At 65.3% G+C, this 24,173-nt stretch carries 24 protein-coding genes; 15 read left to right on the plus strand and 9 right to left on the minus strand.

Annotated features, from left to right (window positions below; all coding sequences use genetic code 11):
- Nucleotides 1–149: 149 nt before the first annotated feature.
- Nucleotides 150–305: a hypothetical protein gene (locus ACP15I_RS09525; RefSeq protein ID WP_424966375.1), complete on the plus strand. Its 156-nt coding sequence runs from the start codon at nucleotides 150–152 to the stop codon at nucleotides 303–305.
- Between the two features lie 102 nt (nucleotides 306–407).
- Complete coding sequence (locus ACP15I_RS09530) at nucleotides 408–1,322, plus strand: DMT family transporter (RefSeq protein ID WP_424974886.1); 915 nt, start codon at nucleotides 408–410, stop codon at nucleotides 1,320–1,322.
- 6 nt (nucleotides 1,323–1,328) lie between these two features.
- On the opposite strand, the gene ACP15I_RS09535 is transcribed toward ACP15I_RS09530, so the two are convergent.
- Nucleotides 1,329–2,132 carry a DUF4198 domain-containing protein gene (locus ACP15I_RS09535; RefSeq protein ID WP_424974887.1) on the minus strand — a complete coding sequence of 268 codons (804 nt, stop codon included), beginning with the start codon at nucleotides 2,130–2,132 and terminating at the stop codon, nucleotides 1,329–1,331.
- Between the two features lie 58 nt (nucleotides 2,133–2,190).
- Here ACP15I_RS09535 and ACP15I_RS09540 point away from each other — a divergent pair, with 58 nt between their 5' ends.
- On the plus strand, nucleotides 2,191–3,312 hold the full coding sequence (locus tag ACP15I_RS09540) for a HupE/UreJ family protein (RefSeq protein ID WP_424974888.1): 1,122 nt from the start codon (nucleotides 2,191–2,193) through the stop codon (nucleotides 3,310–3,312).
- A 7-nt stretch (nucleotides 3,313–3,319) separates the two neighbouring features.
- Here ACP15I_RS09540 and ACP15I_RS09545 read toward each other — a convergent pair whose 3' ends face one another.
- Together ACP15I_RS09545 and ACP15I_RS09550 are read right to left on the minus strand one after the other, a co-directional pair.
- Nucleotides 3,320–3,484 (minus strand): hypothetical protein, encoded by a 165-nt coding sequence (locus ACP15I_RS09545; protein ID WP_424974889.1) that lies wholly within the window; start codon nucleotides 3,482–3,484, stop codon nucleotides 3,320–3,322.
- A gap of 98 nt (nucleotides 3,485–3,582) precedes the next feature.
- On the minus strand, nucleotides 3,583–4,452 hold the full coding sequence (locus tag ACP15I_RS09550) for a branched-chain amino acid aminotransferase (RefSeq protein WP_424966382.1): 870 nt from the start codon (nucleotides 4,450–4,452) through the stop codon (nucleotides 3,583–3,585).
- A 160-nt stretch (nucleotides 4,453–4,612) separates the two neighbouring features.
- Here ACP15I_RS09550 and ACP15I_RS09555 point away from each other — a divergent pair, with 160 nt between their 5' ends.
- The 8 genes from ACP15I_RS09555 to ACP15I_RS09590 all read left to right on the plus strand — a co-directional run bounded on the left by ACP15I_RS09555 (nucleotide 4,613) and on the right by ACP15I_RS09590 (nucleotide 11,964).
- Nucleotides 4,613–5,119, plus strand: a complete 507-nt coding sequence (locus tag ACP15I_RS09555; RefSeq protein ID WP_424966383.1) for a MarR family winged helix-turn-helix transcriptional regulator — start codon at nucleotides 4,613–4,615, stop codon at nucleotides 5,117–5,119.
- On the plus strand, nucleotides 5,119–5,832 hold the full coding sequence (locus ACP15I_RS09560) for a response regulator (RefSeq protein ID WP_424966384.1): 714 nt from the start codon (nucleotides 5,119–5,121) through the stop codon (nucleotides 5,830–5,832). Before ACP15I_RS09555 ends, ACP15I_RS09560 begins: the two co-directional genes overlap by 1 nt.
- Nucleotides 5,833–6,225: 393 nt before the next feature.
- The gene (locus tag ACP15I_RS09565; RefSeq protein ID WP_424974890.1) at nucleotides 6,226–7,161 is read left to right on the plus strand and encodes a histone deacetylase family protein; all 936 of its coding nucleotides are present in this window, start codon (nucleotides 6,226–6,228) and stop codon (nucleotides 7,159–7,161) included.
- On the plus strand, nucleotides 7,158–7,400 hold the full coding sequence (locus ACP15I_RS09570) for an exodeoxyribonuclease VII small subunit (protein ID WP_424966386.1): 243 nt from the start codon (nucleotides 7,158–7,160) through the stop codon (nucleotides 7,398–7,400). Before ACP15I_RS09565 ends, ACP15I_RS09570 begins: the two co-directional genes overlap by 4 nt.
- Before the next feature lie 57 nt (nucleotides 7,401–7,457).
- Nucleotides 7,458–8,291, plus strand: a complete 834-nt coding sequence (locus tag ACP15I_RS09575; protein WP_424975036.1) for a polyprenyl synthetase family protein — start codon at nucleotides 7,458–7,460, stop codon at nucleotides 8,289–8,291.
- Nucleotides 8,292–8,311: 20 nt separating this feature from the next.
- A complete protein-coding gene (gene dxs / locus ACP15I_RS09580) occupies nucleotides 8,312–10,255 on the plus strand; it encodes a 1-deoxy-D-xylulose-5-phosphate synthase (RefSeq protein ID WP_424974891.1) in 1,944 nt (647 codons plus the stop codon).
- A 13-nt stretch (nucleotides 10,256–10,268) separates the two neighbouring features.
- Nucleotides 10,269–11,078, plus strand: a complete 810-nt coding sequence (locus ACP15I_RS09585) for a hypothetical protein (protein ID WP_424974892.1) — start codon at nucleotides 10,269–10,271, stop codon at nucleotides 11,076–11,078.
- Nucleotides 11,079–11,082: 4 nt separating this feature from the next.
- Nucleotides 11,083–11,964 carry a glycosyltransferase family 2 protein gene (locus ACP15I_RS09590; RefSeq protein ID WP_424974893.1) on the plus strand — a complete coding sequence of 294 codons (882 nt, stop codon included), beginning with the start codon at nucleotides 11,083–11,085 and terminating at the stop codon, nucleotides 11,962–11,964.
- Between the two features lie 119 nt (nucleotides 11,965–12,083).
- On the opposite strand, the gene ACP15I_RS09595 is transcribed toward ACP15I_RS09590, so the two are convergent.
- Nucleotides 12,084–12,956 carry an SDR family oxidoreductase gene (locus tag ACP15I_RS09595; protein ID WP_424974894.1) on the minus strand — a complete coding sequence of 291 codons (873 nt, stop codon included), beginning with the start codon at nucleotides 12,954–12,956 and terminating at the stop codon, nucleotides 12,084–12,086.
- A 52-nt stretch (nucleotides 12,957–13,008) separates the two neighbouring features.
- Nucleotides 13,009–13,431, minus strand: a complete 423-nt coding sequence (locus tag ACP15I_RS09600; protein ID WP_424974895.1) for a VOC family protein — start codon at nucleotides 13,429–13,431, stop codon at nucleotides 13,009–13,011.
- A gap of 130 nt (nucleotides 13,432–13,561) precedes the next feature.
- On the opposite strand from ACP15I_RS09600, the gene ACP15I_RS09605 reads away from it, so the two are divergent.
- Entirely contained in the window at nucleotides 13,562–15,031 is a 1,470-nt protein-coding gene (locus tag ACP15I_RS09605; RefSeq protein ID WP_424974896.1) for an AMP nucleosidase, read from the plus strand.
- Here the strand turns inward: ACP15I_RS09605 and ACP15I_RS09610 are convergent.
- Nucleotides 15,028–15,450 carry a VPLPA-CTERM sorting domain-containing protein gene (locus ACP15I_RS09610; RefSeq protein ID WP_424974897.1) on the minus strand — a complete coding sequence of 141 codons (423 nt, stop codon included), beginning with the start codon at nucleotides 15,448–15,450 and terminating at the stop codon, nucleotides 15,028–15,030. The two genes, ACP15I_RS09605 and ACP15I_RS09610, sit on opposite strands and share 4 nt — an antisense overlap.
- 493 nt (nucleotides 15,451–15,943) lie before the next feature.
- On the opposite strand from ACP15I_RS09610, the gene ACP15I_RS09615 reads away from it, so the two are divergent.
- Together ACP15I_RS09615 and ACP15I_RS09620 are read left to right on the plus strand one after the other, a co-directional pair.
- A complete protein-coding gene (locus ACP15I_RS09615; RefSeq protein WP_424966395.1) occupies nucleotides 15,944–16,234 on the plus strand; it encodes an HU family DNA-binding protein in 291 nt (96 codons plus the stop codon).
- A gap of 91 nt (nucleotides 16,235–16,325) precedes the next feature.
- Nucleotides 16,326–17,189 carry a DMT family transporter gene (locus ACP15I_RS09620; protein ID WP_424974898.1) on the plus strand — a complete coding sequence of 288 codons (864 nt, stop codon included), beginning with the start codon at nucleotides 16,326–16,328 and terminating at the stop codon, nucleotides 17,187–17,189.
- On the opposite strand, the gene ACP15I_RS09625 is transcribed toward ACP15I_RS09620, so the two are convergent.
- From ACP15I_RS09625 to ACP15I_RS09635, 3 genes are read right to left on the minus strand one after another with little or no spacing between them, the layout of a single operon-like run.
- Nucleotides 17,186–18,961 (minus strand): bifunctional molybdopterin-guanine dinucleotide biosynthesis adaptor protein MobB/molybdopterin molybdotransferase MoeA, encoded by a 1,776-nt coding sequence (locus ACP15I_RS09625; RefSeq protein ID WP_424974899.1) that lies wholly within the window; start codon nucleotides 18,959–18,961, stop codon nucleotides 17,186–17,188. The two genes, ACP15I_RS09620 and ACP15I_RS09625, sit on opposite strands and share 4 nt — an antisense overlap.
- Entirely contained in the window at nucleotides 18,958–19,593 is a 636-nt protein-coding gene (gene mobA / locus ACP15I_RS09630; RefSeq protein WP_424974900.1) for a molybdenum cofactor guanylyltransferase MobA, read from the minus strand. The genes ACP15I_RS09625 and mobA overlap by 4 nt, the downstream gene beginning before the upstream one ends.
- A complete protein-coding gene (locus tag ACP15I_RS09635) occupies nucleotides 19,590–20,474 on the minus strand; it encodes a formate dehydrogenase accessory sulfurtransferase FdhD (RefSeq protein ID WP_424974901.1) in 885 nt (294 codons plus the stop codon). Before ACP15I_RS09635 ends, mobA begins: the two co-directional genes overlap by 4 nt.
- A gap of 313 nt (nucleotides 20,475–20,787) precedes the next feature.
- Between ACP15I_RS09635 and ACP15I_RS09640 the strand changes: the two genes are divergently transcribed.
- Complete coding sequence (locus ACP15I_RS09640) at nucleotides 20,788–24,150, plus strand: ExeM/NucH family extracellular endonuclease (protein ID WP_424974902.1); 3,363 nt, start codon at nucleotides 20,788–20,790, stop codon at nucleotides 24,148–24,150.
- The last annotated feature ends 23 nt before the right edge of the window (nucleotides 24,151–24,173 follow it).

Raw genomic sequence — 24,173 nt, forward strand, 5'->3', positions numbered from 1 at the left:
GGGCGTTTTTAAGCCCTTGCTGCGGTTCGTGTCGGGCGGATTAGGTTGCATTCTAAACAGATTGCCCCCTCGGGTTCCCGGGCGCGATAGGTGATCGGGGGAGTTTGTGCTAGTGTCGGAGCCCCATGAAGCTTTTGGAGGAGGATTTCATGACCAAACCACCCGCCAACCGGCTGCGCCGTTTTCTGGCTCTCGAACGTCAGTCCCGGCCCAATCGCAACACCAAGGCGGTGTATCGGCGCGCCAAGCGCGTGCCCACCGCCATGCGGGCCTATCTTCGGATCGAACGGGGCATCGAGGCCTAGGGCCCTACCCACCCCTGCGCGCGGAGCGGCGCTGCGGGGGTGCGCGGCAAGGATCGGGCCCTGAACTGGCCAAGCCCCTGAAAATCGGATACCGCACTGGGAATGTCCCCGATCCGCGGAATTCTGTTCAAACTGGGCGCTGTGACCGCCTTCATGGTCATGGCCTCTCTGGTCAAAGCCACGGCTGAGGCCGTGCCACCGGGGCAGGCCGTGTTCTTCCGCTCTTTCTTCGCCTTTCCGGTCCTGTTCGGCTGGCTGGCCCTGCGCGGGGAGCTGCGCACGGGGCTGAAGGCGAAGCATCCGATCTCCCATGTCTGGCGCGGGCTCGTGGGTACGAGCGCCATGGCCTTCGGGTTTGCGGGGCTGGGGCTTCTGCCCTTGCCTGAAGTCACCGCCTTGCGCTTTGCCTCGCCCATTTTCGTGGTGGTGCTGGCCGCGCTGATGCTGGGCGAGCGGATCCGGCTCTTTCGGACCACGGCCGTGCTGGTCGGGCTTCTGGGGGTGGTGGTCGTGCTCTGGCCGCGTCTGGGCGGGGTGGCTGACCTGCGGGCCGATACGGCGGCGCTGGGCGCGATCTTCTGCCTGCTCTCGGCGGGGCTTGCCGCCTTGGCCCATGTCTTCATCCGCAAGATGGTGGCGACCGAAACCACCAGTGCCATCGTGTTCTACTTCACGATCACCTCGACGAGCCTGTCCCTGCTGACCGTGCCGTTCGGGTGGGTCTGGCCCAGCCCGACTGTCGCAGCGCTGCTGATTGCGGCGGGGCTGTGTGGCGGGGCGGGGCAGATCATGCTGACATCCGCCTATCGCTATGCGCCGGCCTCGGTGGTCGCGCCGTTCGACTACGCCTCGATGTTGCTGGCCTTGATCGTCGGGTATTTCATCTTTGCCGAGGTGCCGACCGTGCCGATGCTGGCGGGGGCGCTGCTGGTCATGGCCTCGGGCGTGGCGATCATCTGGCGCGAGCGGCAGCTGGCCCTGGCGCGGGGCAAGGCCCGCCCCATGCGCCCCGACTGATCCGGGCTAGCGCGCGGGCGTCTGAAAAGTCAGCGAAGCCCAGAGCGTGTGCCACACCGGATCCCCCTCTTCGGCGGGATCGAGCGGCTCGATGATCACCGAATCCACCAGGTATTCCGTCTCCGGCGCCATGGGCAGAACGACCCGTCCCGCATCATCCGTGCGGTGCAGGCTGACGGCGACCTTGCCATCGGGTCCGCGGCCGAAAAGCTCGACCTGAACATCACGGCGAGGCGCACCGCGATAGAGCACCCGCACCGGCAGGCCCGCTTCCAGATCGTCGGTGTAGGGGTTCGCCAGCGCCACGATCTCGGTCTCGAGCCCGACAGGGCGATCTGCCCCGGTCCCGTCGCCCACGGCGACCAGTGCCTTGCCATAGCGGCGATAGGTTTCGCGGAAGCCGGTCTCGGGCAAGCCGCGGGTCCGGTGGTCTGCCTGCGCCCAGGCGAAATCCTTGTGATCGGTGAAGGCGACGAACTTCTTCCAATCGGTGTATTTCAGCACATTGTCCGCCGTTTCATGGACCACGATGGCCAGCCCCGGCGCGGGCATCTCGCGGGTCAGGGCGGGCCGATCCCCCATCCGCGCCTCCGGGTCGATCCGCTGGTCCCCCTGCAGGATGTCGAACCGTGCGGTCCGCGCGGGAATATAGGGGTAGCCTGCGCCTTTGAGCTTTTCTCCTACCCGCAACTCGGCAATGATCTGACCTCCGGGCGGCACCTGGTAGGCGTCGGGAGAGATCCAGAATTCATGGGACCGCGCAGGCAGCGCAAGGGTCAGAGCGAGGAGCAAGGGGGCATAAATGCGCATGGACCAGAACCTTCAGGGCAGAGTGCAACATAGGGCGCGCAGTTGGCCCGGCCTGTCAATGGGGGCGCTTTGGGCGATCAAGGCCCTGTGCGCGCTGCTGTGGACCGCCGGAGCGCAGGCCCATGAGATCCGCCCTGCCGTCGCGGATGTGGAGGTTGGCCCGGACCGGGCTCAGGTCTCGATCCAGCTCACCGCCGAGACACTTGTTGCGGGGATTGATGTCAGCGCGCTGGAGAATACCGATGACGCGCCGGAGGCCGCCGCCTATGACGCCTTGCGCGCGCTGTCGCCCGAAGAGATGGCCGAGACGTTTCGCGCCGCCTGGCCCGAGGTCTCGCAGGGGCTGATCGCCGAGGTCGATGGCACTCGGCTCGATTGGGAGTTGGGGACCGTCACGGTCTCTGGCGAGGCCGCGATCGAGCTGCCGCGCGATACACTAGTCACCGCCGAGATCGTCCTGCCCGAGGGGGCTGCACCGCTGACCCTGGGCTGGGACGCGGCGAATGGCCCGCTGGTTGTGCGGCAGGCAGCCGAGGCCGGGGGCGACGGCTATTCCGCCTATCTCACCGGTGGCGCGCTCAGCGATCCCCTGCCCCGGGACGGCGTGGCCTCCCAGTCCATCGGGGCGGCTTTCGCCAATTACGTGGTCATCGGGTTCGAGCACATCATCCCCAAGGGGCTCGACCATATCCTCTTTGTCCTGGGGCTGTTCTTCTTCAGCCTGGCGCTGAAGCCGCTGCTGATTCAGGTCACGGCCTTCACGCTGGCCCATACGGTCACGCTCGCCATGGCAACGCTCGGGATCGTGAGCCTGCCCGGTTCGGTCGTGGAGCCGCTGATCGCGGCATCCATCGTCTATGTGGCGGTCGAGAACATCATCGGCGGCACCATCGGGTGGCGCAGGACCGCGGTGGTCTTTGCCTTTGGCCTGCTGCACGGGCTCGGCTTTGCCAGCGTGCTGGGCGATGTCGGGCTCAATCCGGGGCAATTCGTGACCAGCCTGATCGGGTTTAATGTCGGGGTCGAACTGGGCCAGCTGGCGGTGATCGCGCTCGCCTTCGTGCTGATCGGGCTGCCCTTCGGCAAGAAGGAGTGGTACCGCCGCGTGATCGCCATCCCGGTCTCGGCGGCCATCGCCTTTGTCGGGGCCTATTGGGCGGTGGAACGGGTGTTCTTCTGACGCGCGCTCAGCCGCCAAGCAGCGCGGTCCGCAGGATCGGCAGCAGCGCAGCGGCCACCACGCCGACGCCCGCCCCGACAGCGAGGCGCGTCATGCGCCCCCCGAGTTGCGGGGCAAAGAGGCTCAGCAGGGCGCAAATGGCGGCGTAAAAGGCAAGCGCAACGGGATCCATGCCCCGAGCCTAGCACAGAGATCCGCAAGGACGAGAGCGTTTCCACGCAAAAGGGCCGCCCCGATGGACGGCCCTTTCTGTCTTTCCGGCGCTGGCGATCAGCTGCGCACGAGGGTTTCGTAGCTTTCGGCGATCTCGCGGGTGATGCCGCCGACCTCGAAATTATAGGTGCCGATCTGACCCACGGGCGTGACCTCGGCGGCGGTGCCGGTCAGCCAGCACTGCTCGAAGCTCTCGAGCTCTTCGGGCATGATATGGCGCTCATGCACCTTGATCTGGCGATCCTTCAGCATTCCGATCACGGTCTGCCGCGTGATCCCGTTGAGGAAGCAGTCGGGGTCCGGCGTATGCACCTCGCCATCCTTCACGAAAAAGATATTCGCGCCGGTCGCCTCGGCCACGTAGCCCCGGTAATCCATGAAGAGCGCATCCGAGCAGCCCTTGGCCTCGGCGGCGTGCTTGGAGGTGGTGCAGATCATGTAGAGACCGGCCGCCTTGGCATGGACCGGAATGGTCTCCGGCGAGGGGCGCTTCCACTTGGCGATGTCGAGCTTGGCGCCCTTGAACTTGGCGTCGCCGTAATAGCTGCCCCATTCCCAGCAGGCGATGGCGAGCTGGACCGGGTTGCGCGCCGACGCGACACCCATGTCTTCGCCCGCGCCGCGCCAGGCCACGGCGCGCACATAGGCGTCGCTGAGGTTGTTGGCCTTCATCACCTCGTATTTCGCCGCTTCGATCTCATCCACGGTATAGGGGATCTCTATATCCAGTTCCCCGGCGGAAAAGTGCAGCCGTTCGGAATGCTTGCGGCTTTCGAAGATCTTGCCGTTATAGGCGCGCTCGCCCTCGAAGACGCTCGAGGCGTAGTGCATCGCATGGCTCAGGATGTGGACATTGGCGTCCCGCCACGGCACCAGTTTGCCGTTCATCCAGATTGTTCCGTCCCGGTCGTTATAGGCTCCAGCCATGGTCGTCCCCTCCATCTCCCAGTGGGATTTTCAAAAGTTGCGCAAGATAGGGCCGAACCGGTCACAATATTGCGTCAAAGCTGCGATTCGATACCAATCGGCTCTTGGAAAGTCAACAAGGCTGACATAAAATACCCCGAAGAATTGAGGAGACGCCAAGATGGCCGAGACCGGCAGTCGTGCCGTGCAGGGCGAAAACCTGCTGTTTCTAACGGATGAGCAGCTCCGCAAGGGGATCGAGGCGATGTTCTTCGCCTATCGCGGGTTCACGGCGGACCCGGACCGAATCCTGCTGGAGCATGGCTATGGGCGGGCCCATCACCGGGCGGTCCATTTCATCAATCGTGCACCTGGGACCACGGTGAACAACCTGCTGGATATCCTCGGGGTCACCAAGCAGAGCCTGAACCGGGTGCTGCGCAGCCTGATCGAGGATGGGCTGGTCGAAAGCCGTGTGGGTACGCGGGACAAGCGCGAGCGACATCTGCATCTGACCGCGGCGGGGGCGGCGTTGGAGCGTGAGCTGTCGGAGGCGCAGCGGGCGCGCATGCGGGCCGCCTTCCGCGAGGCCGGGCCCGAGGCCGTTGCCGGGTTCCGCCGCGTGCTCGAACAAATGATGGACGCGGACAGCCGGGCGTTGTTCAATGCGCTCAAGGAGGGTCCTTGATGCAGGATGAAGATGCCCATCTGCTGATCGTGGATGACGATGAGCGTATTCGCACGCTGTTGCAGAAGTTTTTGATGCGCAATGGATTCTGGGTCTCGGCGGCCAAGGATGCGGCCCAGGCGCGGCGCTTGCTGGGCGGGCTCGATTTCGACCTGATCGTGCTCGACGTGATGATGCCCGGCGAGGACGGGATCGCCCTGACCAAGTCCCTGCGCGAGACGAACGAGACGCCGATCCTGCTTCTGACCGCAAAGGGCGAGGCATCGGATCGGATCGAGGGGCTCGAGGCCGGGGCCGATGACTATATCGCCAAGCCGTTTGAGCCCAAGGAACTGTTGCTGCGTATCAACGCGGTGCTGCGGCGGGTGCCCAAGGCGGATGAGCCTGCCTCCCGTCCCAAGGTGCTGAATCTCGGACCCGTGCGCTACGATGTGGAGCGGGGCGAGATGTGGCGCGGCGATGAGCCTGTGCGGCTGACCGCCACCGAGAGCGCCCTGATGCGGATCTTTGCCACTTGCCCGGGCGAGGCCTTGAGCCGGTCGAAGCTGGTCGATGACCTGGGGCGCGGCAGCGGGCGTGACGGAGGACAGGCGCAAGAGCGCGCGGTGGATGTGCAGATCACCCGTCTGCGGCGCAAGATCGAGACTGATCCCAAGCAGCCGCGCTTCCTGCAAACCGTGCGCGGGGCAGGCTATATGCTGTCGGTGGACTGAGCCGCCCTGTCGCAGGGTGCTATGTCATAGTTAAATGCGCCGCTGGCTGCGCTGTGCTTTACCCGAGCTGTGTGAGGTACAGAGTGGGTGCGGTTGTTCACCGCCATGCGGATAAAGGGGTCGCACGTGTGTTTCGAGGCCGGGGGGTCATCGGCGCGCGTGTCCAGTAACGCATGGAGCTGTCGAGTGGTGTTCCGCGCTCGGCAGTTTCACCTCGTGCATCCTCAGAACGTGCGCGGTCCTCATGAGGACCGCGCGGTCGCGCCTCTGTGCAACGTCCTGCCAAATCCGACCGCCGATGGGATCATGGCGCGTCCTCCGGGGTCGACATGTCGACCCCGCCACCCGCCCCTGCGCCTTGTCTCCGAGAGGCTGTTCCTCTAGCCCTGTGGCATGCCAACCCGTGTCTATACCCATTCCGACTGCCTCTCTCACGTGACCCCGCCGGGTCACCCGGAGCAGGTCGCCCGCCTCGTTGCCATTGCCGAAGCCCTGGATACACCCGCGTTCGACGCGCTGGAGCGTCATGCCGCGCCGCTCGGCGATCTCTCAGAGGTTCTGCGCTGTCACCCACAATCCTATATCGACCGGGTACGGGCGGCGATTCCGGAGGACGGCTACGTCTCGCTGGATGGCGACACCCATGTGGTCTCGGGCTCCTGGAATGCGGCCCTGCGCGGGGTGGGTGGGATCTGTGCCGCGCTGGACGCGGTCATGGCAGGCGCGGCACGCAACGCCTTTGTGGCCTGTCGCCCGCCGGGTCACCACGCAGAGACCGACACCGCCATGGGATTCTGCCTCTTTGGCAATATCGCCATCGCGGCGAAACGGGCGCTGGACCATCATGGTCTGTCCCGGGTGGCGCTGGTGGATTTCGATGTCCATCATGGCAACGGCACTCAGGATCTGCTCTGGGATGAGGCGCGCGCGCTCTTCATCTCATCCCACCAGATGCCGCTCTATCCCGGCTCTGGCGCGCGCCATGAGACCGGCGCCCACGGCAATATCTTCAACCTGCCCTTTCCGCCTGACACGGCCGGGCCCTCCTTCCGGCGGCATTACGAGGCCGAGGTGTTCCCCGCGCTCGAGAACTTCCGCCCTGAGCTCATCTTGATCTCGGCGGGCTTTGACGCGCACCGTGCGGATCCGCTCGCCCAGATGGCCCTCGTCGAAGAGGATTTCGCCTGGGTCACCGCGCGTCTCTGCGAGATTGCCGATGAATTCTGCGATGGGCGCGTGGTGTCCACGCTCGAAGGCGGCTATGATCTGCCTGCATTGGGGGCCAGCGTTGCCGCCCATGTCACGACCCTGATGGAGCATGCCCGATGACCGACACCCCCGTAGCCGAGATGAGTTTCGAGGCCGCCATGGCCGAGCTGGAGAAGGTCGTGGGCGATCTGGAACGGGGCAATGTCCCGCTCGAGGAATCGATCAAGCTCTATGAACGCGGCGCGGCTCTGAAGGCGCGCTGCGAGGCCAAGCTGAAGGAAGCCGAGGAGAAGGTCGCCCAGATCACCCTCGATGCCGAAGGCCAGCCCAAAGGGCTGAAGGCCGCCGAAGGACTCTGACCCTTGCTGACGACGAAGACGGGATTCGCCGCGGCGCAATCGGCGGGGCTGCCGCAGATTGCCGCCTGTCTTGAAGACCTGATCGGCGCACAGCCCGACAGCGCGATCCGCGATGGCATGGCCTATGCCACGAGGGGCGGGAAGCGCCTGCGCGGTGTGCTCGTGCTTGAGACCGCGCGGCTCCATGGGGTCGGGCCCGAGCGGGCGGTCTATGCGGCAGCGGCCATCGAGTGCCTGCACGCCTACTCGCTGGTGCATGACGACCTTCCGGCGATGGATGACGATGACCTGCGTCGCGGGCAACCCACGGTGCATATCAAATGGGACGAGGCCTCGGCGATCCTGGTGGGCGACGCGCTGCAAACCCTGGCCTTCGAGGCGCTCAGCGATCCGCGCCTGACGGATGATCCGGCCATCGCGCTGACCCTGACACGCAGTCTGGCACAGGCCTCGGGCGCGGCGGGCATGGTGCTGGGGCAGGCGCTCGACATTGCCGCGGAAACCGCGGCCACGCCTCTGACGCTGGACCAGATCACCGCCCTGCAAGCGGGCAAGACCGGCGCACTGATCCGCTGGTCCGCCGAGGCCGGTGCGGTTCTGGGGGGCGGCGATCCCGCCCCGCTGCGCCATTATGCCGAGCGGATCGGCCTTGCCTTCCAGATCGCGGACGACATTTTGGACGTCACGGGCGATGCGGAAAAGGCCGGCAAACGGCTGCAGAAGGATGCGGAGGCGGGCAAAGCCACCTTTGTTTCGCTGCTGGGGCTGGAGGGCGCGCGCGCCCGGGCCCGCGACCTCGTCGCCGAGGCCGAAGCGGCACTGGAGCCTTACGGCGAGCAGGCCGAGACCTTGTGCGATCTGGCCCGCTTCGTTATCGCACGGGACACCTGAGACCCGAGGAGGGACCGCCCATGAGCGCCCCAACCCAAGACCGCCCCGTGACCCCGGTACTCGACCGGGTCGATACACCCGCCGACATGAAGCGGCTGAGCGATGCCGAGCTTGTGGCGCTGGCCCGCGACTTGCGCGCCGAGACGATCAGCGCGGTCTCGGTGACCGGCGGGCATCTGGGCGCGGGGCTCGGGGTGGTCGAGCTGACCGTGGCGCTCCATGCGGTGTTCGATGCCCCCAAGGACAGGATCATCTGGGACGTCTCGCACCAATGTTACCCGCACAAGATCCTGACCGGGCGGCGTGACCGTATCCGCACCCTGCGGATGAAGGACGGTCTTTCGGGCTTCACCAAGCGCTCGGAAAGCCCCTATGACCCGTTTGGGGCCGCGCATTCCTCCACCTCGATTTCTGCGGCGCTGGGGTTTGCCGTGGCCCGCGATCTGGGCGGCGCGCCCGAGCACGGGATCGGCGACGCGATTGCCGTCATCGGGGACGGCGCGATCAGCGCGGGCATGGCCTTCGAGGCGCTGAACAATGCAGGCCACCTGAAGAAGCGCCTGATCGTCATTCTGAACGACAACGAGATGTCCATTGCCCCGCCCACGGGGGCCATGTCGAGCTATCTCAGCCGCCTCTATGCGGGTGCGCCGTTTCAGGAATTCAAGGCCGCCGCCAAGGGCGCGGTCAGCCTGCTGCCGCCGCCCTTTCAGGAAGGGGCGAAGCGCGCCAAGGATATGCTCAAGCATATGACCGTGGGCGGGACGCTGTTCGAAGAGCTGGGGTTCTCGTATCTCGGGCCCATCGACGGCCATGACATGGAGCAGCTTCTGAGCGTGCTCCGCACCGTCAAGGCCCGCGCTACGGGGCCGATCCTGATCCACGCGATCACCAAGAAAGGCAAGGGCTACGCCCCCGCCGAAGGGGCGGCCGACAAGGGCCATGCCACGGCCAAATTCGACGTGGTGTCCGGCGCGCAGAAGAAAGCGCCCTCCAATGCGCCCAGCTATACCAATGTCTTTGCCGAGAGCCTGATTGACGAGGCCGCCCGGGATCCCGGGATCGTGGCGATCACGGCGGCCATGCCCTCGGGGACCGGGCTCGACAAGTTTGCGCAGCGTTATGCCAGTCGCACCTTCGACGTGGCCATTGCCGAGCAGCACGGGGTCACCTTCTGCGCCGGTCTCGCGGCGGGTGGGATGAAGCCCTTTTGCACCATGTATTCGACCTTCTTGCAGCGCGGCTATGATCAGGTGGTCCATGACGTGGCGCTGCAGAACCTGCCGGTGCGTTTCGCGATCGACCGGGCGGGGCTGGTCGGGGCGGATGGTGCTACCCATGCGGGGGCCTATGATACGGCCTATCTCGCGAACCTTCCGAACATGGTGGTCATGGCGGCCGCCGATGAGGCCGAGCTCAAGCATATGGTGGCGACCGCCGTGGCCTATGATGACGGCCCGATCTCTTTCCGGTTTCCCCGGGGTGAAGGGGTGGGCGTGGATTTGCCCGAGCGCGGCGAGGTGCTCGAGATCGGCAAGGGCCGGATCATTGCCGAGGGCGCGCGGGTCGCGATCCTGTCCTTCGGCACACGGCTGGCTGAAGTGCGCGAGGCCTGCGAACGGCTCAGCGCGAAGGGGATCACCCCAACCATTGCCGACGCCCGCTTCGCCAAACCGCTCGACCGCGACATGATCCTGCGGCTGGCGGCGGAGCATGAAGCGCTCATCACCATCGAGGAAGGCTCGGTCGGCGGGTTCGGCTCCCATGTGGCGCAGCTTCTGAGCGATGAGGGCGTGTTCGACACGGGCCTCAAGTTCCGCTCCATGGTGCTGCCGGATCAGTTCATCGATCAGGCGAGCCCCCGGGACATGTACGATATTGCCGGGCTGAACGCCGAGGATATCGAGGCTAAGGTTTTGGCAACCCTTGGTGTTGCACAACTGGAGGTACGCGCGAAATCCTAACCGGAGCCTGACCATGACCGACCAGACCCCTTTGACCAAGGCGGTCACCGACCCCGAACATGGCGCCATCGCCGCCGGGGATCTCAATGCGGTTCTGGCAGAGATGCGCGCCACCCTGCGCGAGGTCGCGGTCAGCGCGCGTCTTTCGGCCATGGGGCCGGAGCGTGTGGGCTCGGTGTTTTTTCGCGATCGGGTGATCAAGGCCCATTTGCCCTATGCCGATTTTGACGAGGGGCAGAAACGCCTCGCCATGACCGCGCGCCACGAGGATGAGCTGTCGTTTTTCCAACTGGCCGAGCATGACATTGTCCCGCCCGGGCGCAGTCTGGTGGTTGTCGGCGGCTATGTCGGAGTCTCGACTGTGGCGCTCGCCCAGATCGCCTCCCCCGGACCAATCCATGTGTTCGAGCCGCAGACCTGCTTGCAGGAGCCGCTGGAAAAAACGCTCGCGCTCAACGGGCTCAGCGCGCAGATCCACAGGTCCGTCGTGACCGAGGACGGCGCACGCATGGCGCTGGGCACCCAGAAATCCGCGCGATTGGGCGAGACGATCTTCGTGGCCCGCGCCAAGGGGGATTATCCGGCCACCACACTGGATGCCGAGGATCTGGGCGCGGTCGGGCTGCTGCATCTGTGCTTCAACGGCTCCAAGATCCCGGCCCTGCGCGGCGCGCTCGAGACGATCCAACGCGACAGCCCGGTGATCCTGTGTGACAAGACCGGTCGGGATCTGAAAGAGATCGCCGACCTGCTCGGTGGCCTCGGATATGAGCATCAGGCGGTGGGTCCCAAGCTGTATCTCTACGTGCGCGCGGCAGGCTAGGCCCATGTCCGTCGCCTTCGTCACCATGGTCTATGACGATGCGTTCTTTCTGGATCTCTGGGTGCGGTATTACAGCCGCTTCACGGACCGTCGGAACCTCTATGTCATCACCCATGGGCCGCAGGACTACGCCCATGAGATCGCGGCAGGTTGCAATATCATTGAGGTGAACCGCCGCGCGCCCTATCGCTCCATGGATCAGGACCGGTTCCAGCTGGTCAATCACCTCTGTTCGGGCCTGAACTACATGTTCGACTGGGTGGTCTATAACGATGTGGACGAGTTGCTGGTGCTCGATCCGGCGCTGGGCGAGGACCTGATCGGCTATATCGAGGGGATCGACCGCCGGACCAGGGTCGTCTCGCCGCTGGGCGTCGAGGTGCTGCACCGCGTCGATCTCGAGAGCGATTATGACCCGAGCCGCGCCATGCTCGCGCAGCGCAAATACATGCGGGTCAATGCCTGGTACTGCAAACCCTGCCTCACGCAGATCCCCTTGCAATGGGGCCCGGACGGGCACGGATCCGAGCATGAGGTCTACACGCTGAGCGAGGACCTCTACCTGTTTCACCTCAAGTGGTTCGACCAGCAGTTCCATATCGACCGCCATCAGGACCGGTTGAACATGCGCGGCACCAACGAGGATGGCAGCGCGCTGGTCTTCGGAGCGGGCTCCTGGGGCTGGTCGAAATTCGAGTATCAGCGGATCAGCAATGACTACCTGCGCTTCACGATCGAGAAGAAGGGCACAGGGTTCGATTTCACGCAGGAACGGGAACGTCTGAAACGCTCCTATGTGAAGGGCAAGACCGGGTTCTATTCCACCGATTGGTTCGTGGACGGGGATCTGCGGATCCTGCCAGACCGGTTCATTGGTCTGTTCTAAGCGACAGACATCGCCCCGCGCCGTACACCGCTTGCCGACACGCGCGCCAAATGCCGCGTGCGGGGCTCTTGTCCCAGACCCTGACCCGCGCAGAGCGACATCTCCCACGAACGCAAAGCTCAGCCGCGTGCGGTCTCCTCGGCCAGCAAAGCGGCCAACCCGTCCCGGTAGCTCGGATAGAGCAGCGTCACGCCCAACTCGTCCTTGATCCGGTCATTCCGCACCTTCTTGGACTCCGCATAAAAGCTGCGCGCCATGGGCGTCATCTCGGCCGTCTCGAAGGCCACTGCGGGCGGGATCGGCAATCCCAGCAGCTCGGCGGCATGGGCGATCACATCCTCGGGCGGCGCAGGATCATCGTCGCACACGTTATAGGCCGCGCCCGGATTGGGCCGCGCGATCGAGGCTGCGAGGATTTGCGCGATATCCTCCACATGGGTCCGGCTGAAGACCTGCCCCTGCTTGATGATCCGTCGCGCCGTGCCGTTGCGCACCTTGGAAAACGGCCCGCGCCCGGGGCCATAGATCCCGGCGAGCCGAAAGATATGCAGGGGCAGTCCCGTCTCGGCGGCCAAGGTCCGCCACGCGGTTTCCGCCGCCACCCGGGCCTGGCCGCGACGGGTCGCCGGGGTAAGAGGGGTGTCCTCATCCACCCAGGCCCCCTGATGATCGCCATAGACACCGGTGGTCGACAGATACCCGACCCAGGCCAGTCCCGGCGCTGCAGAGGCGAGCGCGTCTCGATAGGTTTCCAATACCGGGTCGCCATCGGCCCCCGGTGCGGCAGAGATCAGGATATGGGTCGCCGCCGCGATTTCCTCCGAGAGGTCCGACCCCGGCCAGATCCGGGGCTCGACACCCTCGGCGCGTAGGGCTTCCGCCTTCTCCGCGCTGCGGGTGGTGCCGATCACGCGCCAGTTCTGGGGCAAGAGCCGTCGGGCCAGCGCGCGGGCCGAATATCCATGGCCAAAGGAAAGAAGTGTCTGTGTCATGCCCGCAAGGTGCCGATGGGATCCAGCGGATGCAAGGCCGAGGGCCGCGTCCTCAGGCGAGCGCGTTGCTCGGCACCCAGGCGTAGCCATCTGCGTCCAGAATGAACGCCTCGCGCAGTCCGTGGGGCTTGTCCATGGGCGCTTGCAGGATCACCGCCCCTCGGGCGCTCGCGCGGGCCACGGCCTCATCCGGATCGCAGCCATAAAGCCGCAGCTCAATTCCGCCGCCGCGCGCTCCGGCCTCGGGCAGGAGGCTGGGCAGGGGGTGCGCATGATAGGTTCCGTCCGAATGCAGCTGAAACACGCTGTCCCTATAGGTCAGGATCGCGAAATCCTCGGTCGGCTGGAACACTTTCATGTCAAAGACCTCGGACAGAAAGGTCGCCCGCGCGGGCAGGTCGCGCACCAGCAGGTTCACCCCCAACCCGGTCAGGTGTTTGCCAAAGGAATCGGCGTCGGTGGTCTCGTAATCCATGTGAGTCTCCTCCATCTATGTCAGTATTGCTGACATAAAATCCGCGCGGAGGCAACTTCGGTCTTGCGGCGCGGACAGGTCGCGCCCATGGTCGCTGCACCTTTGAGATCTATCGGAGCTTCCTGACGCCGTGACCCACCCGCTCAAAACACCGCCACTGACGGAAAGCCGCTCCTTCAAGGATGCCACAGCGGCGGTGGCCGAGTTGCGCCGGATCTATGACGAGGCCATCGCCTTTCTGCAGTCGAGCTTTGCCGAGGCGGTGCAGGGGCCCATGCCCATGACGCGGTTCCGGGCCTATTACCCCGAGATCCGCGTGCGGGTGACGTCCTTCGGTCAGGTGGACAGCCGTCTGTCTTTCGGCCATGTGGCCGAGCCCGGGACCTATGCCACGACCGTGACCCGCCCGGACCTGTTCGAGAATTACCTGACCCAGCAGATCGGCCTGCTGATCAAGAACCACGGGGTGCCGGTTGAGATTGGCCCGTCCGAGACACCCATCCCGCTGCATTTCGCCATGACCAACGGGCCCGCCGCCGCCGTTCCGCAAGAGGGCGTGCTGGCCTTCACCCTGCGCGATGTCTTCGATGTGCCGGATCTGTCCACGACCCATGACGAGATCGTCAACGGTTTTGGCTTCACCCATGAGGATGGCGCAGCCCCGCTCGCCCCGTTCACGGCCCAGCGGATCGATTACTCGCTGGCCCGTTTGCAACATTACACCGCCACCGCCGCCGAGCATTTCCAGAACCACGTCCTGTTCACGAATTACCAGTTCTACGTGGACGAGTTCATCCAGTTCGCCCGCGAGGCGCTGGCCGATCCCGAGAGCGGCTATACGAGCTTCGTCGCGCCCGGCAATCTCGAGATCACAGATCCCGAGGCCGAACTGCCGCCCCCCGCCAAGGCGCCGCAAATGCCCACCTATCACCTGACCCGCGAAGGGCAGGGGGGTATCACGCTGGTCAATATCGGGGTGGGGCCGTCAAACGCGAAGACCGCCACGGACCATATCGCCGTGCTCCGGCCCCATGCCTGGCTGATGCTGGGGCATTGTGCGGGCCTGCGGAACACCCAGAGCCTCGGGGATTACGTACTGGCCCATGCCTATCTGCGCGAGGACCATGTACTGGACGATGATCTGCCGATCTGGGTGCCGATCCCGGCGCTTGCGGAGATCCAGATCGCCCTCGAACAAGCCGTTGGCGAGGTCACGCAGCTTTCGGGGTATGACCTCAAGCGGGTGATGCGGACGGGTACGGTCGCAACCATCGACAATCGCAACTGGGAGCTTCGCGACCAGTCCGGCCCGGTGCAGCGGCTGAGCCAGTCGCGGGCTGTCGCGCTCGACATGGAAAGCGCCACCATCGCGGCGAACGGCTTCCGCTTTCGGGTGCCCTATGGCACGCTTTTATGCGTGTCCGACAAGCCGCTCCATGGGGAGCTGAAGCTCCCCGGTATGGCCACGGAGTTCTACACGACGCAGGTGGCGCGCCACCTGCTGATCGGGATCCGGGCGATGGAGACGCTCCGCGATATGCCGCTGGAACGAATCCATTCCCGAAAACTGCGCAGTTTCGAGGAAACCGCGTTCCTCTAGGCGCGGCGGCGCTTTCTGATCAGTCCGAGCGCCCCGAAACCGACCAGCGCGAGTGGCAGGGTCGCCGGCAGCGGGATCACCGCCATGGGCGGCGCCACCCCCACATAGAAGGTCACCGTGTCGCCGGTGCCGACCTTGCTTTCGAAGGTTCCGGTGGTCAGCCCGAGCGTCGCGAAGCTCTCGTTCACGAAGGTCGCACGCGACGACAGCGCCTCGCCCGACGCATACGCCTGCGGCAGGAACAACAGATCCCGTCCATCTGTGCTTCTCACCTGAGCGAAGAGATCGCCCGTACCCGTCCCGAATACGATGGTGCTCGTCACGCTGGGTGTCACCGGGTAGTTTGCTTCGGTTAATGCAAAGAGGCGGGCGGGCCCGCCATTCGCAATGATCTCGAAACTGTCCGGGCTCCGCGACATGACGGCTGTGCCGTCACTCGAGGCGCCCCCGCTCGAAAAGGGCAGCCCGTCAACGTCCAGACTGCCCGATACCGTGAGGGCGACATCTGAACCGGTTTCTTCGAACGCGGCTACGATCGCGGAGTGCGCCGAGGTGGCGCAAATGGTGAAGAGTAGAAAAAACGTAAATTTCTTAAGCACTTGAAAAGTCCTTCCTGGGTGCGGACTGCACTCATCCAGTGTCTAGGACGTTCCGGGCTGTGTCAAAGGAAAGCGGTGTCTGTCTCGCGACCACCGGCATGGGGGCGCGAAATCGACGGGGCGAAAAAGGGCCGGTCCCAGTCCCGTGACGTTCCCCGTCGGACGGGCCTGCCCAAGCGAGGGGCACTCGCCTCGGCCAAACCCTTTTTTTTATGGGGATTTTGCGCGCAGACTCTTGTCCATCTGGTCAATCCGCTGTTTACCTTGCCGGTGAGCCCCTGAAAAAGGGGCGTACAGGAACAGGGAGATACCTATGGCCCAAAAGCCGCTCACCAAGACCCAACTCGTGGCAGCCCTCGCAGAAGGCGCAGAGCTCGACAAGAAGACGGCCTCCGCGGCGCTGGACACGCTGACCAACATCGTCACGCGCGAAGTGACCGGTGGTGGCGCTGTGACCCTGCCCGGCATTGGCAAAGTCTATTGCCGCGAACGCCCGGAGCGGATGGTGCGGAACCCGGCAACGGGCGAGCAGATCAAGAAAGACGCCGACAAGGTGGTGAAAGTGACCATCGCCAAGGCGCTCAAGGACAGCGTGAACGGCTGATCGCCGGACCGCTTTCGCAAGGTCATGAGGGTCGCCGCTGGCGACCCTTTTTCGTCGGCGGTCAGAACGCCGGGAAGGGAGCAGGATGCAGATGGATTGGCGCGCCTTGGGCATGGGGATGGCCTTTGCCCTCATGTGGTCGAGCGCCTTCACCTCGGCCCGGATCATCGTCTCGGCGGCGCCGCCTCTGACGACCCTGTCCCTGCGGTTTCTCATCTCGGGGCTGCTCGCCATCGGGATCGCTTTGGCGCTGGGCCAGACCTGGAAGCTGACCCGCGCGCAATGGCGGGCGACGATGCTGTTCGGGATCTGCCAGAACGCGCTCTATCTTGGCCTGAACTTCGTGGCGATGCAGACGGTGCAGGCCTCGCTGGCGGCGATCATCGCCTCGACCATGCCGCTCGTGGTGGCGCTGGGCGGGTGGATCGTACTACGAGAGAAATTGCGGCCGCTTGCCATTCTCGGCCTGTTTGCCGGGATCGCCGGGGTTGCGATCATCATGGGCGCGCGTCTGCAGGCGGGGGTCGACCTGCTCGGGGTGCTCTACTGCGGGATCGGCGTGCTGGCGCTGGCCTTTGCGACCATGGCCCTGCGCACCGCCTCGTCGGGGGGCAACCTGCTGATGGTGATCGGGCTGCAGATGCTGGTGGGGGCGGCGGCCCTCGCGGTGATCGGCTTGCCGACGGAGACCCTCAGCGTGACCTGGAGCTGGCAGCTCATCGCCGCCTTTGCCTATACCACGCTGGTGCCCGGGCTCGCGGCGACCTGGGTCTGGTTCCTGCTGGTGGAACGGATCGGGGCCGTGCGCGCGGCCACCTTCCACTTCCTCAACCCGGTGTTCGGGGTCGCGATTGCGGCGCTCCTGCTGGGGGAGGCGCTGGGCGGGCGCGATGTGCTCGGGGTGGCGATCGTCACCGCCGGGATCCTCGCGGTGCAGCTCGCCCGGGTCCGTTAACTCGGGCTGAGCAGACCGGCATAGGGCAGGAAGCGCACCGGCGTGCCGGGCACGATCTCCTGTGCCTCGGGGCCGAGCGCCACGAGCCCCTCGGCCCAGGAAAGCCCCGAGACGCGCCCGGATCCCTCGGAGCCAAAGGTTTCAACCCGTCCCTGGTCGTCGAGCCTTGCCCGCAGATACTCGTTCCGCCCGGGTTTCTTGCGCTTGGAAAAGGCCGCGGGGACCTCAAAGCTCAGCGGCGCGCACCAATCGCCCCCGGCCAGTCGCGACAGGGCGGGCCGGGCAAAGATCAGCGCACAGACCAGCGCGGCGACCGGATTGCCCGGCAGGCCGAAGACCGGCACGCCCTGCCATAGGCCAAGCGCCAGCGGGCGGCCCGGTTTCAGCGCGATCCGCCAGGATGTCATGGTCCCTTCCCGCCGCAGGATGGCGGACATGTGGTCCTCATCCCCCGCCGAGGCCCCGCCCGAGGTCAGGATCACATCGCAACGCCGGGCGGCCGCGTTCAGGATCTCGCGCAGGGCGTCGCGATCATCGGGCGCGCGGCCCAGATCCGTGGCGTCATAGGCCCAGCCCTCGGCCAACCCCAACAGCATAGGGCGGTTCGCGTCGTAAATCCGGTTCGGGTCCTCGGTCTCGCCCGGATGGGCCAGCTCATCCCCGGTCGACAGCACGCCGACCCGCAACGGTCGATGCACTGCGACCTCGGAAACCCCGACCGAGGCCAGCAGCGCCAGATCCGGCGCGCGCAGCCGATGTCCCGCAGGTAGAACCGGGTGGCCGCGTCGCATATCCTCGCCGGCCTTGCGGGTATTCGCGCCGGGTTTGAGCCCGGCGGCAAAGCGGATCTCGCCCTCTGCCAGGGTCACGTCTTCTTCGAGAACGACCGTATCCACGCCCGCCGGCAGGGTGGCGCCGGTCAGGATCCGCAGGGCCGCGCCATGGGGGACGGCCCCCTCAAAGGGCACGCCTGCGGCGGCACGGCCCTCTGCCAGGGGCAGGATCACATCGCCGGGCCCGAGCGCGCCATGGGCAAAGCCATAGCCATCTACCGCCGCGTTGGGGGCGGGTGGATTGTCGCGCGCGGCAAGGGCCGGGGCCGCGAGGATCCGTCCAAGGGCCGCCTCGCTCGCGCAGGTCTCGATCCCTGTCACGGGGTCAAGCCCGTCGCGCAGCAGATCCAGCGCCGTATCGACCGGGGTCCAATCGACACCGGGCGGCAGGGCAAAACAATCATTGCGGAGTTGCGAGGGCGGCTGGTCCGGCGCACTCGCAGCGGTCAGCCCACTCTCGGAGAGGATGAAATCGGCGATCCCGGCGGTGTCATCGAGATCGAGTACCGGCACCTGCAGACCCTCGGGCGCGCCATTGGAGGCCACGGCCCGCACCGTATCATCCCCGCGTGCGATCAGGTCCTTGCCGGTCTCGACCCGGTGCGCCTCCACCTTGGGGTGGCGGGACCGCTTGTACCCTTCTACCAGCACCAGATCGACGGGTTCCAGCTTGGGCAGCAGGGCTTCGAGCTCCGGTTCGGCCGTATCGCGCAGCTCATGCATCATCGCCCAGCGTTTGCGCGAGGCCAGCACGACCTCGACCGCGCCAGCCAGCCGGTGGCGGTGACTGTCCTTGCCCGGCTGGTCCACATCCACCGCATGATGGGCGTGTTTCAGGGTCGAGACGCGAAACCCGCGTCCGGTGATCTCGGCGACCAGACGCTCCATCAGCCCGGTCTTGCCGGAATTCTTCCAGCCGACGACGCCAAAGAGCTTCATGTCGTGGTCTCGCGCAGGCGGGCCCGGGCGGTTTCGAGATCGTCGGGCGTGTTCACATTGAAAAACGGATCCGGCCCGGGCCCTTCGAACAGGGCCATGGCGGTGCCATGCCGGTCGGTCCAGAGCACGACCTTGCGCAACCCGTCCGTCAGGGCCGCGCGCAGATCATCGCGCAGGGCCACGGGCCAGAGGCCAAAGGTCGGGTGACGGCCCAGTCCGCTCTTGCGGCCGCCATCGGGGGAGGCGGCCATGGCAATCGGATGCCCGGTCTCGGCCCGCGCGGCATCCAGCCGGGCGACCAGATCCGTCGGAAAGAAAGGCGTGTCGGCGGCGACACTCACCAGCGTCTCGGCGCCCTTCTCAGCCGCCCAATCGAGCCCCGCCAGCACGCCTGCCAGTGGTCCTGCAAAGCCCTCGATGCTGTCGGGGATCACGGGCAAGCCGAGATCGGCAAACCGTGCCGCGTCACCATTGGCGTTGAGCGCGATCGGCCCGACCTGCGGGGTCAGCCGCTGGATCACATGCGCCAGGATCGGTTGCCCGCCCAGATCGTGCAGGCTCTTGTCGCCGCCACCCATGCGCGTGGCCTGACCGCCCGCAAGGATCACCGCCGGATAGCGCGCCCCGCTCATGCGCGGGCGCTCTTGCGACGGGTCTTGGGGTCCTCCTCGGCGATGCTGGCCAGATCCGCGTCCCAGATCAGCCGGTCCGCGCCCGCAAGGCACATGAAGCGCTTGCCCCGCATCCGCCCGATGACGGTCAGCCCGACCTCTTGTGCGATCTCGACGCCCCATGCGGTGAAGCCCGAGCGCGAGGCCAGCACCGGGATTCCCATCAGCGCGGTTTTGATCACCATCTCGGAGGTCAGTCGCCCGGTCGTGTAGAGGATCTTGTCCGTCCCCGAGACGCCCTCGGCCCGCATCCAGCCCGCAACCTTGTCCACGGCGTTGTGGCGGCCCACATCCTCCATATAGACCAGCGGGCGATTGCCCTGGCAGAGCACCGTGCCATGGATCGCGCCCGCACTGAGATAGAGGCTCGGCGTCGTGTTGATCCGCGCCGCCAGATCATAGAGCCAGGAGGTCCGGACCTGCGTCGCGGGCAGGGTCAGCCCCTCGAGCCCCTCCATGATGTCGCCAAAGACCGTGCCCACTGCGCAGCCCGAGGTGCGGGTCTTCTTGGCGAGCTTGTCCTCGTAGTCGGTCTCGGTTTCCGTGCGGACCACCACCACGTCGAGATCCTCGTCATACTCGACCCCGGTGATCACATCCGCGTCCGACAGCATCCCCTGATTGCTGAGAAATCCCATGGCCAGGTATTCCGGGTAATCCCCGATGGTCATGGCCGTGACGATTTCGCGACTGTTGAGGAAGATCGTCAGAGGCCGTTCCTCGACCACCGAGATCTCGGCGGCGGCCCCGGTCTGGTCGACCCCGGTGACCGCCCGGGTCAGACGCGCGCGCCCGGGATCCGGCGCGATCAGATAGTCGTCGGTGCTGTTTTCCGCCGCCATGGTCCGTTGATCCTCCGCTGATCCCGCAACCTGCCGTATTCCCGCCCGGATTTTGTCCGACGGGCCTGCAAAACAGGAGAGGATATCCACCGATCAGTTGCGCCAGCCCGGCGCCAAGTGTCAAGGCGGCGGCCGTGCCGTAGGGTCAGTTAAAAAATGGTTAACAAACCCCTATGCGTTTGTGTCGTGTCATGCTGTTGTTAGTCCAACGCGTCAGGACTGTTTCGTGATCGGGCAAGCTCTCGCAGCTTGTCTCGCGGCAGTCATGCTTTGGCTGGGCGCGGCAATAACGGACAACAGGGATATTGAGACCATGGCACGCGATTTCACCCAGGACGACACGCTGCAGGCTGCGCTGGCGGGGAGCATTCTGATCAACGAGGTGGTGGGCAACACCACCGGCCCCGATGCGGAGTATATCGAGCTGATCGGGACACCCGGCGCGTCACTCGATGGTTTGTCCCTGATCGTAGTCGAAGGGGACGCGGGCTCGTCCACCGGCACTATCGACAAGCGGCTCGATTTCGGTCCCGGTGATGCGATCCTCGGCAACGGGTTTTTCCTTGCGGCCAGCGTGCAGGCCCAGCTCGTGTACGAGGTCGGCACGAATCTCGAACTGCCCGACAATTTCCTCGAGAACTCCTCCTATACGCTGGCACTGGTCGAGACGGCCTCGATCACCGACAGCGCGGTCACCGGGGCCGAGGTCGTGATTGATGCGGTCGGCGTGACGGATGGTGACGATGGCGACACCTTCTTCTTCGATGCGCCGGTCGTCGGCCCGTCGGGTGACTTTCTGCCTGCGGGCGTGGGCCTTGTGCAGGATGGTGTGAACACCGGCGATCCGGCGGATTGGCAAATTCTCGATTTCAACAATGGCGCGCCCAACGACCCGACCCTCGGGGAAACCATCCTGCTCAACGAGGTGCTGGGCTCCACCACCGGCGCCGACAGTGAATATGTCGAGCTTGTCGGGACGCCCGGCGCATCGCTGGACGGGCTGTCGATCATCGTGGTCGAAGGGGATGCGGGTTCGCCCCAAGGCACCATTGACGCACAATTCGATTTCGGCCCCGGCGATACGATTGGCGATAATGGCTTCTTCCTCGTGGCGAACGCAACAGCCGCAGGCACCTATGCCGTGACCCCGGACCTCGAACTGCCGGAGGATTTCCTCGAGAATTCCACCTACACGATTGCGCTTGTCGAGACCGCGTCGATCGAGGGGAGTGCGGTCACCGGCAACGAGATGGTCGTGGATGCGGTCGGGGTCTCCGATGGTGACGATGGCGATGTGACCTTCTTCGACGCGCCGACCGTTGGCCCGGACGGAACCTTCCTGCCCGCCGGTGTCGGCCGGGTCGAGGACGGTGTCGATACAGATACGGTCGAGGATTGGGACCTCCTCAACTTCTTCAACGACTCGCCGCCCAATACCCCGACTGCAGGCGGCGGTGGGTCCACCGGAGGGGGCGATGTCTCTCTCGACGATGAGCCGACCCTGCTCTCGACAATTCAGGGCAGCGGCGATGACAGCCCCATCGCAGGCACCGAAGTGGTGATCGAGGTGGTGGTCACCGGCGACTACCAGAATGGCGATGATGACACGTTCCGCGATCTCGGCGGGTTCTTCGCCATGGAAGAGCCGGAGGATTTCGACGCCGACACCTCCACCTCCGAGGGCATCTTCGTGGATGACAGCGGTGTCGCAAGCGGGCTCGACGTGGCCGAGGGCGATATCATCCGCGTGGTGGGTATCGTCCGCGAGGAGTTCGGTCGCACGGTTCTGGAGGCCAGCCAGATCCGTGTCGAGCAGCCCGGTGCCTATCCGGATGTCTCCGATCTTGCGGTGGCAACCGAACTGCCCGGGCTGGATGAGCGCGAAGCGTTCGAATCCATGCTGATCGAGATTACGGACACCCTGACCATCACCGAGAGCTTCGATTACGAGCAGTTCGGCGAGATCACGGTGTCTTCCGAGGGCATCATCTATCAATACAGCCAGCTCAACGCACCGGATGTGGAGGGCAACGAGGCCTATCAGGCGTTCATCGCGGATAACACGATCCAGATCGATGACGGCACTGACGGGGCGCGCAGTGATTTCGATCCGCTCTTTGAGCCCGATGGCGATCTGCTGGGCGGGGTCGCGGACGGTCCGCGCCACGGGCAGGAGATCGAACCCCTCGTTGGCGTCATGGATTTCGGCTTTGGCGAGTACAAGCTGCGCGTGCCGCAATCGGGCGAATTCGAGGCCATCGAGGACAGCAACCCGCGCCCCGAAGGTCCCGAGGATGTGGGTGGCAGCCTCAAGGTCGTCAGCTTCAACGTGCTGAACTACTTCACCACGCTGGACGGTCAGACCGACAATGGCAGCAACCCGCGCGGCGCTGACAGCCCCGAAGAGCTGGAGCGGCAGGCCGAGAAACTGGTCACCGCCTTCCTCGAGATGGACGCGGATGTCTACGGCCTGATCGAGCTGGAGAATGACTTCGCCGGCAACCCGACGGACCCCGCCGATGTCACCGCGATCCAGGATCTGGTGAACCGGATCAATGCGGAGCTCGGCTCCGAGGTCTATGCCGTGGTTGATCCGGGGCAGGAGTTTGTCGGCACGGACGCGATTGCCGTGGGCTTCATCTACAACACCAATACGGTGGAGCTGGTGGGCGATGCCGCCATTCTCGACACCCAGGCTTTCCTCGACCCGCTGGACGATGGCGATGACAGCAATGGCGACGAGACCCCGGGCGGCGACAGCTTCAACCGGGCCGCCGTGGCCCAGACCTTTGTCGAGATCGAAAGCGGTGGCGAGTTCACCGCCGTGGTCAATCACTTCAAATCCAAGGGCTCGCTGACCGGCGCGGCCGAGGATGCGGATCAGGGGGATGGTGCGGGCAACAACAACGCCACGCGGGCCGCGGCGGCGGCGGAGCTCGCGGCCTGGCTCGAGACCAACCCGACCGGATCGGATGATCCGGATGTGGTGATCCTCGGGGACCTCAACTCCTATGCCAAGGAAGAGCCGATCCAGATCCTCGAAGAGGCCGGCTATACCAACCTCGTGGCGGATAAGGCAGGCGAGGACACCTATGGCTACCGCTTCAGCGGTGCAGTGGGCACCCTCGACTATGCCATGGGCTCCGAGAGCCTGACAGAGCAGGTCACCGGTGCTACCGAGTGGAACATCAATTCCGACGAGTTCGTGGTCTATGACTACAACGAGGAATCGACCTTCGGCTCGCCAACCCTGCGCCCCGAGGATCAGGCTTTGTTCGACGGGTCCAACCCGGCGCGCAACTCGGACCATGACCCGGTGATCATCGGGCTCGATCTGGACAGTGACCGGATCAACGAGATCGTCGGCAATGTGCGCATTAACGTCCTGCGCGGCACCGACGAGGATGACCGGATCGACGGCAAGGGCGGCATCATCGACATCGTGACCGGCAATGGCGGCGATGACGTCTTCGTCTTCACCGATGAAGAGGGTCTGAACAACCGCCTGCGCATCACCGACTACACCGCCGGTGAGGATGTGATCGATCTCGGCGGGCTCGAGATTCGCGAGATCACCGAGGGCGCGCGGGGCACCACGATTCGCCTCGAGACCGACACGGTGGACCTGATCCGGGTGGTCGGCATCACCGATGCGGATGATATTGCCTTCATCTGAGGGCACATCTGTCCGGGAAAGGG

Origin of the sequence: Dinoroseobacter sp. S124A (assembly GCF_049801015.1) — a bacterium.
Classification (GTDB): domain Bacteria; phylum Pseudomonadota; class Alphaproteobacteria; order Rhodobacterales; family Rhodobacteraceae; genus Dinoroseobacter.

Coding starts and splice junctions, on each gene's coding strand:
- ACP15I_RS09525 (WP_424966375.1), top strand. CDS start 150: ATGACCAAACCACCCGCCAACCGGCTGCGCCGTTTTCTGGCTCTCGAA.
- ACP15I_RS09530 (WP_424974886.1), top strand. CDS start 408: ATGTCCCCGATCCGCGGAATTCTGTTCAAACTGGGCGCTGTGACCGCC.
- ACP15I_RS09535 (WP_424974887.1), bottom strand. CDS start 2,132: ATGCGCATTTATGCCCCCTTGCTCCTCGCTCTGACCCTTGCGCTGCCT.
- ACP15I_RS09540 (WP_424974888.1), top strand. CDS start 2,191: ATGGGGGCGCTTTGGGCGATCAAGGCCCTGTGCGCGCTGCTGTGGACC.
- ACP15I_RS09545 (WP_424974889.1), bottom strand. CDS start 3,484: ATGGATCCCGTTGCGCTTGCCTTTTACGCCGCCATTTGCGCCCTGCTG.
- ACP15I_RS09550 (WP_424966382.1), bottom strand. CDS start 4,452: ATGGCTGGAGCCTATAACGACCGGGACGGAACAATCTGGATGAACGGC.
- ACP15I_RS09555 (WP_424966383.1), top strand. CDS start 4,613: ATGGCCGAGACCGGCAGTCGTGCCGTGCAGGGCGAAAACCTGCTGTTT.
- ACP15I_RS09560 (WP_424966384.1), top strand. CDS start 5,119: ATGCAGGATGAAGATGCCCATCTGCTGATCGTGGATGACGATGAGCGT.
- ACP15I_RS09565 (WP_424974890.1), top strand. CDS start 6,226: ATGCCAACCCGTGTCTATACCCATTCCGACTGCCTCTCTCACGTGACC.
- ACP15I_RS09570 (WP_424966386.1), top strand. CDS start 7,158: ATGACCGACACCCCCGTAGCCGAGATGAGTTTCGAGGCCGCCATGGCC.
- dxs (WP_424974891.1), top strand. CDS start 8,312: ATGAGCGCCCCAACCCAAGACCGCCCCGTGACCCCGGTACTCGACCGG.
- ACP15I_RS09585 (WP_424974892.1), top strand. CDS start 10,269: ATGACCGACCAGACCCCTTTGACCAAGGCGGTCACCGACCCCGAACAT.
- ACP15I_RS09590 (WP_424974893.1), top strand. CDS start 11,083: ATGTCCGTCGCCTTCGTCACCATGGTCTATGACGATGCGTTCTTTCTG.
- ACP15I_RS09595 (WP_424974894.1), bottom strand. CDS start 12,956: ATGACACAGACACTTCTTTCCTTTGGCCATGGATATTCGGCCCGCGCG.
- ACP15I_RS09600 (WP_424974895.1), bottom strand. CDS start 13,431: ATGGATTACGAGACCACCGACGCCGATTCCTTTGGCAAACACCTGACC.
- ACP15I_RS09610 (WP_424974897.1), bottom strand. CDS start 15,450: ATGTCGCGGAGCCCGGACAGTTTCGAGATCATTGCGAATGGCGGGCCC.
- ACP15I_RS09615 (WP_424966395.1), top strand. CDS start 15,944: ATGGCCCAAAAGCCGCTCACCAAGACCCAACTCGTGGCAGCCCTCGCA.
- ACP15I_RS09620 (WP_424974898.1), top strand. CDS start 16,326: ATGGATTGGCGCGCCTTGGGCATGGGGATGGCCTTTGCCCTCATGTGG.
- ACP15I_RS09625 (WP_424974899.1), bottom strand. CDS start 18,961: ATGAAGCTCTTTGGCGTCGTCGGCTGGAAGAATTCCGGCAAGACCGGG.
- mobA (WP_424974900.1), bottom strand. CDS start 19,593: ATGAGCGGGGCGCGCTATCCGGCGGTGATCCTTGCGGGCGGTCAGGCC.
- ACP15I_RS09635 (WP_424974901.1), bottom strand. CDS start 20,474: ATGGCGGCGGAAAACAGCACCGACGACTATCTGATCGCGCCGGATCCC.
- ACP15I_RS09640 (WP_424974902.1), top strand. CDS start 20,788: ATGGCACGCGATTTCACCCAGGACGACACGCTGCAGGCTGCGCTGGCG.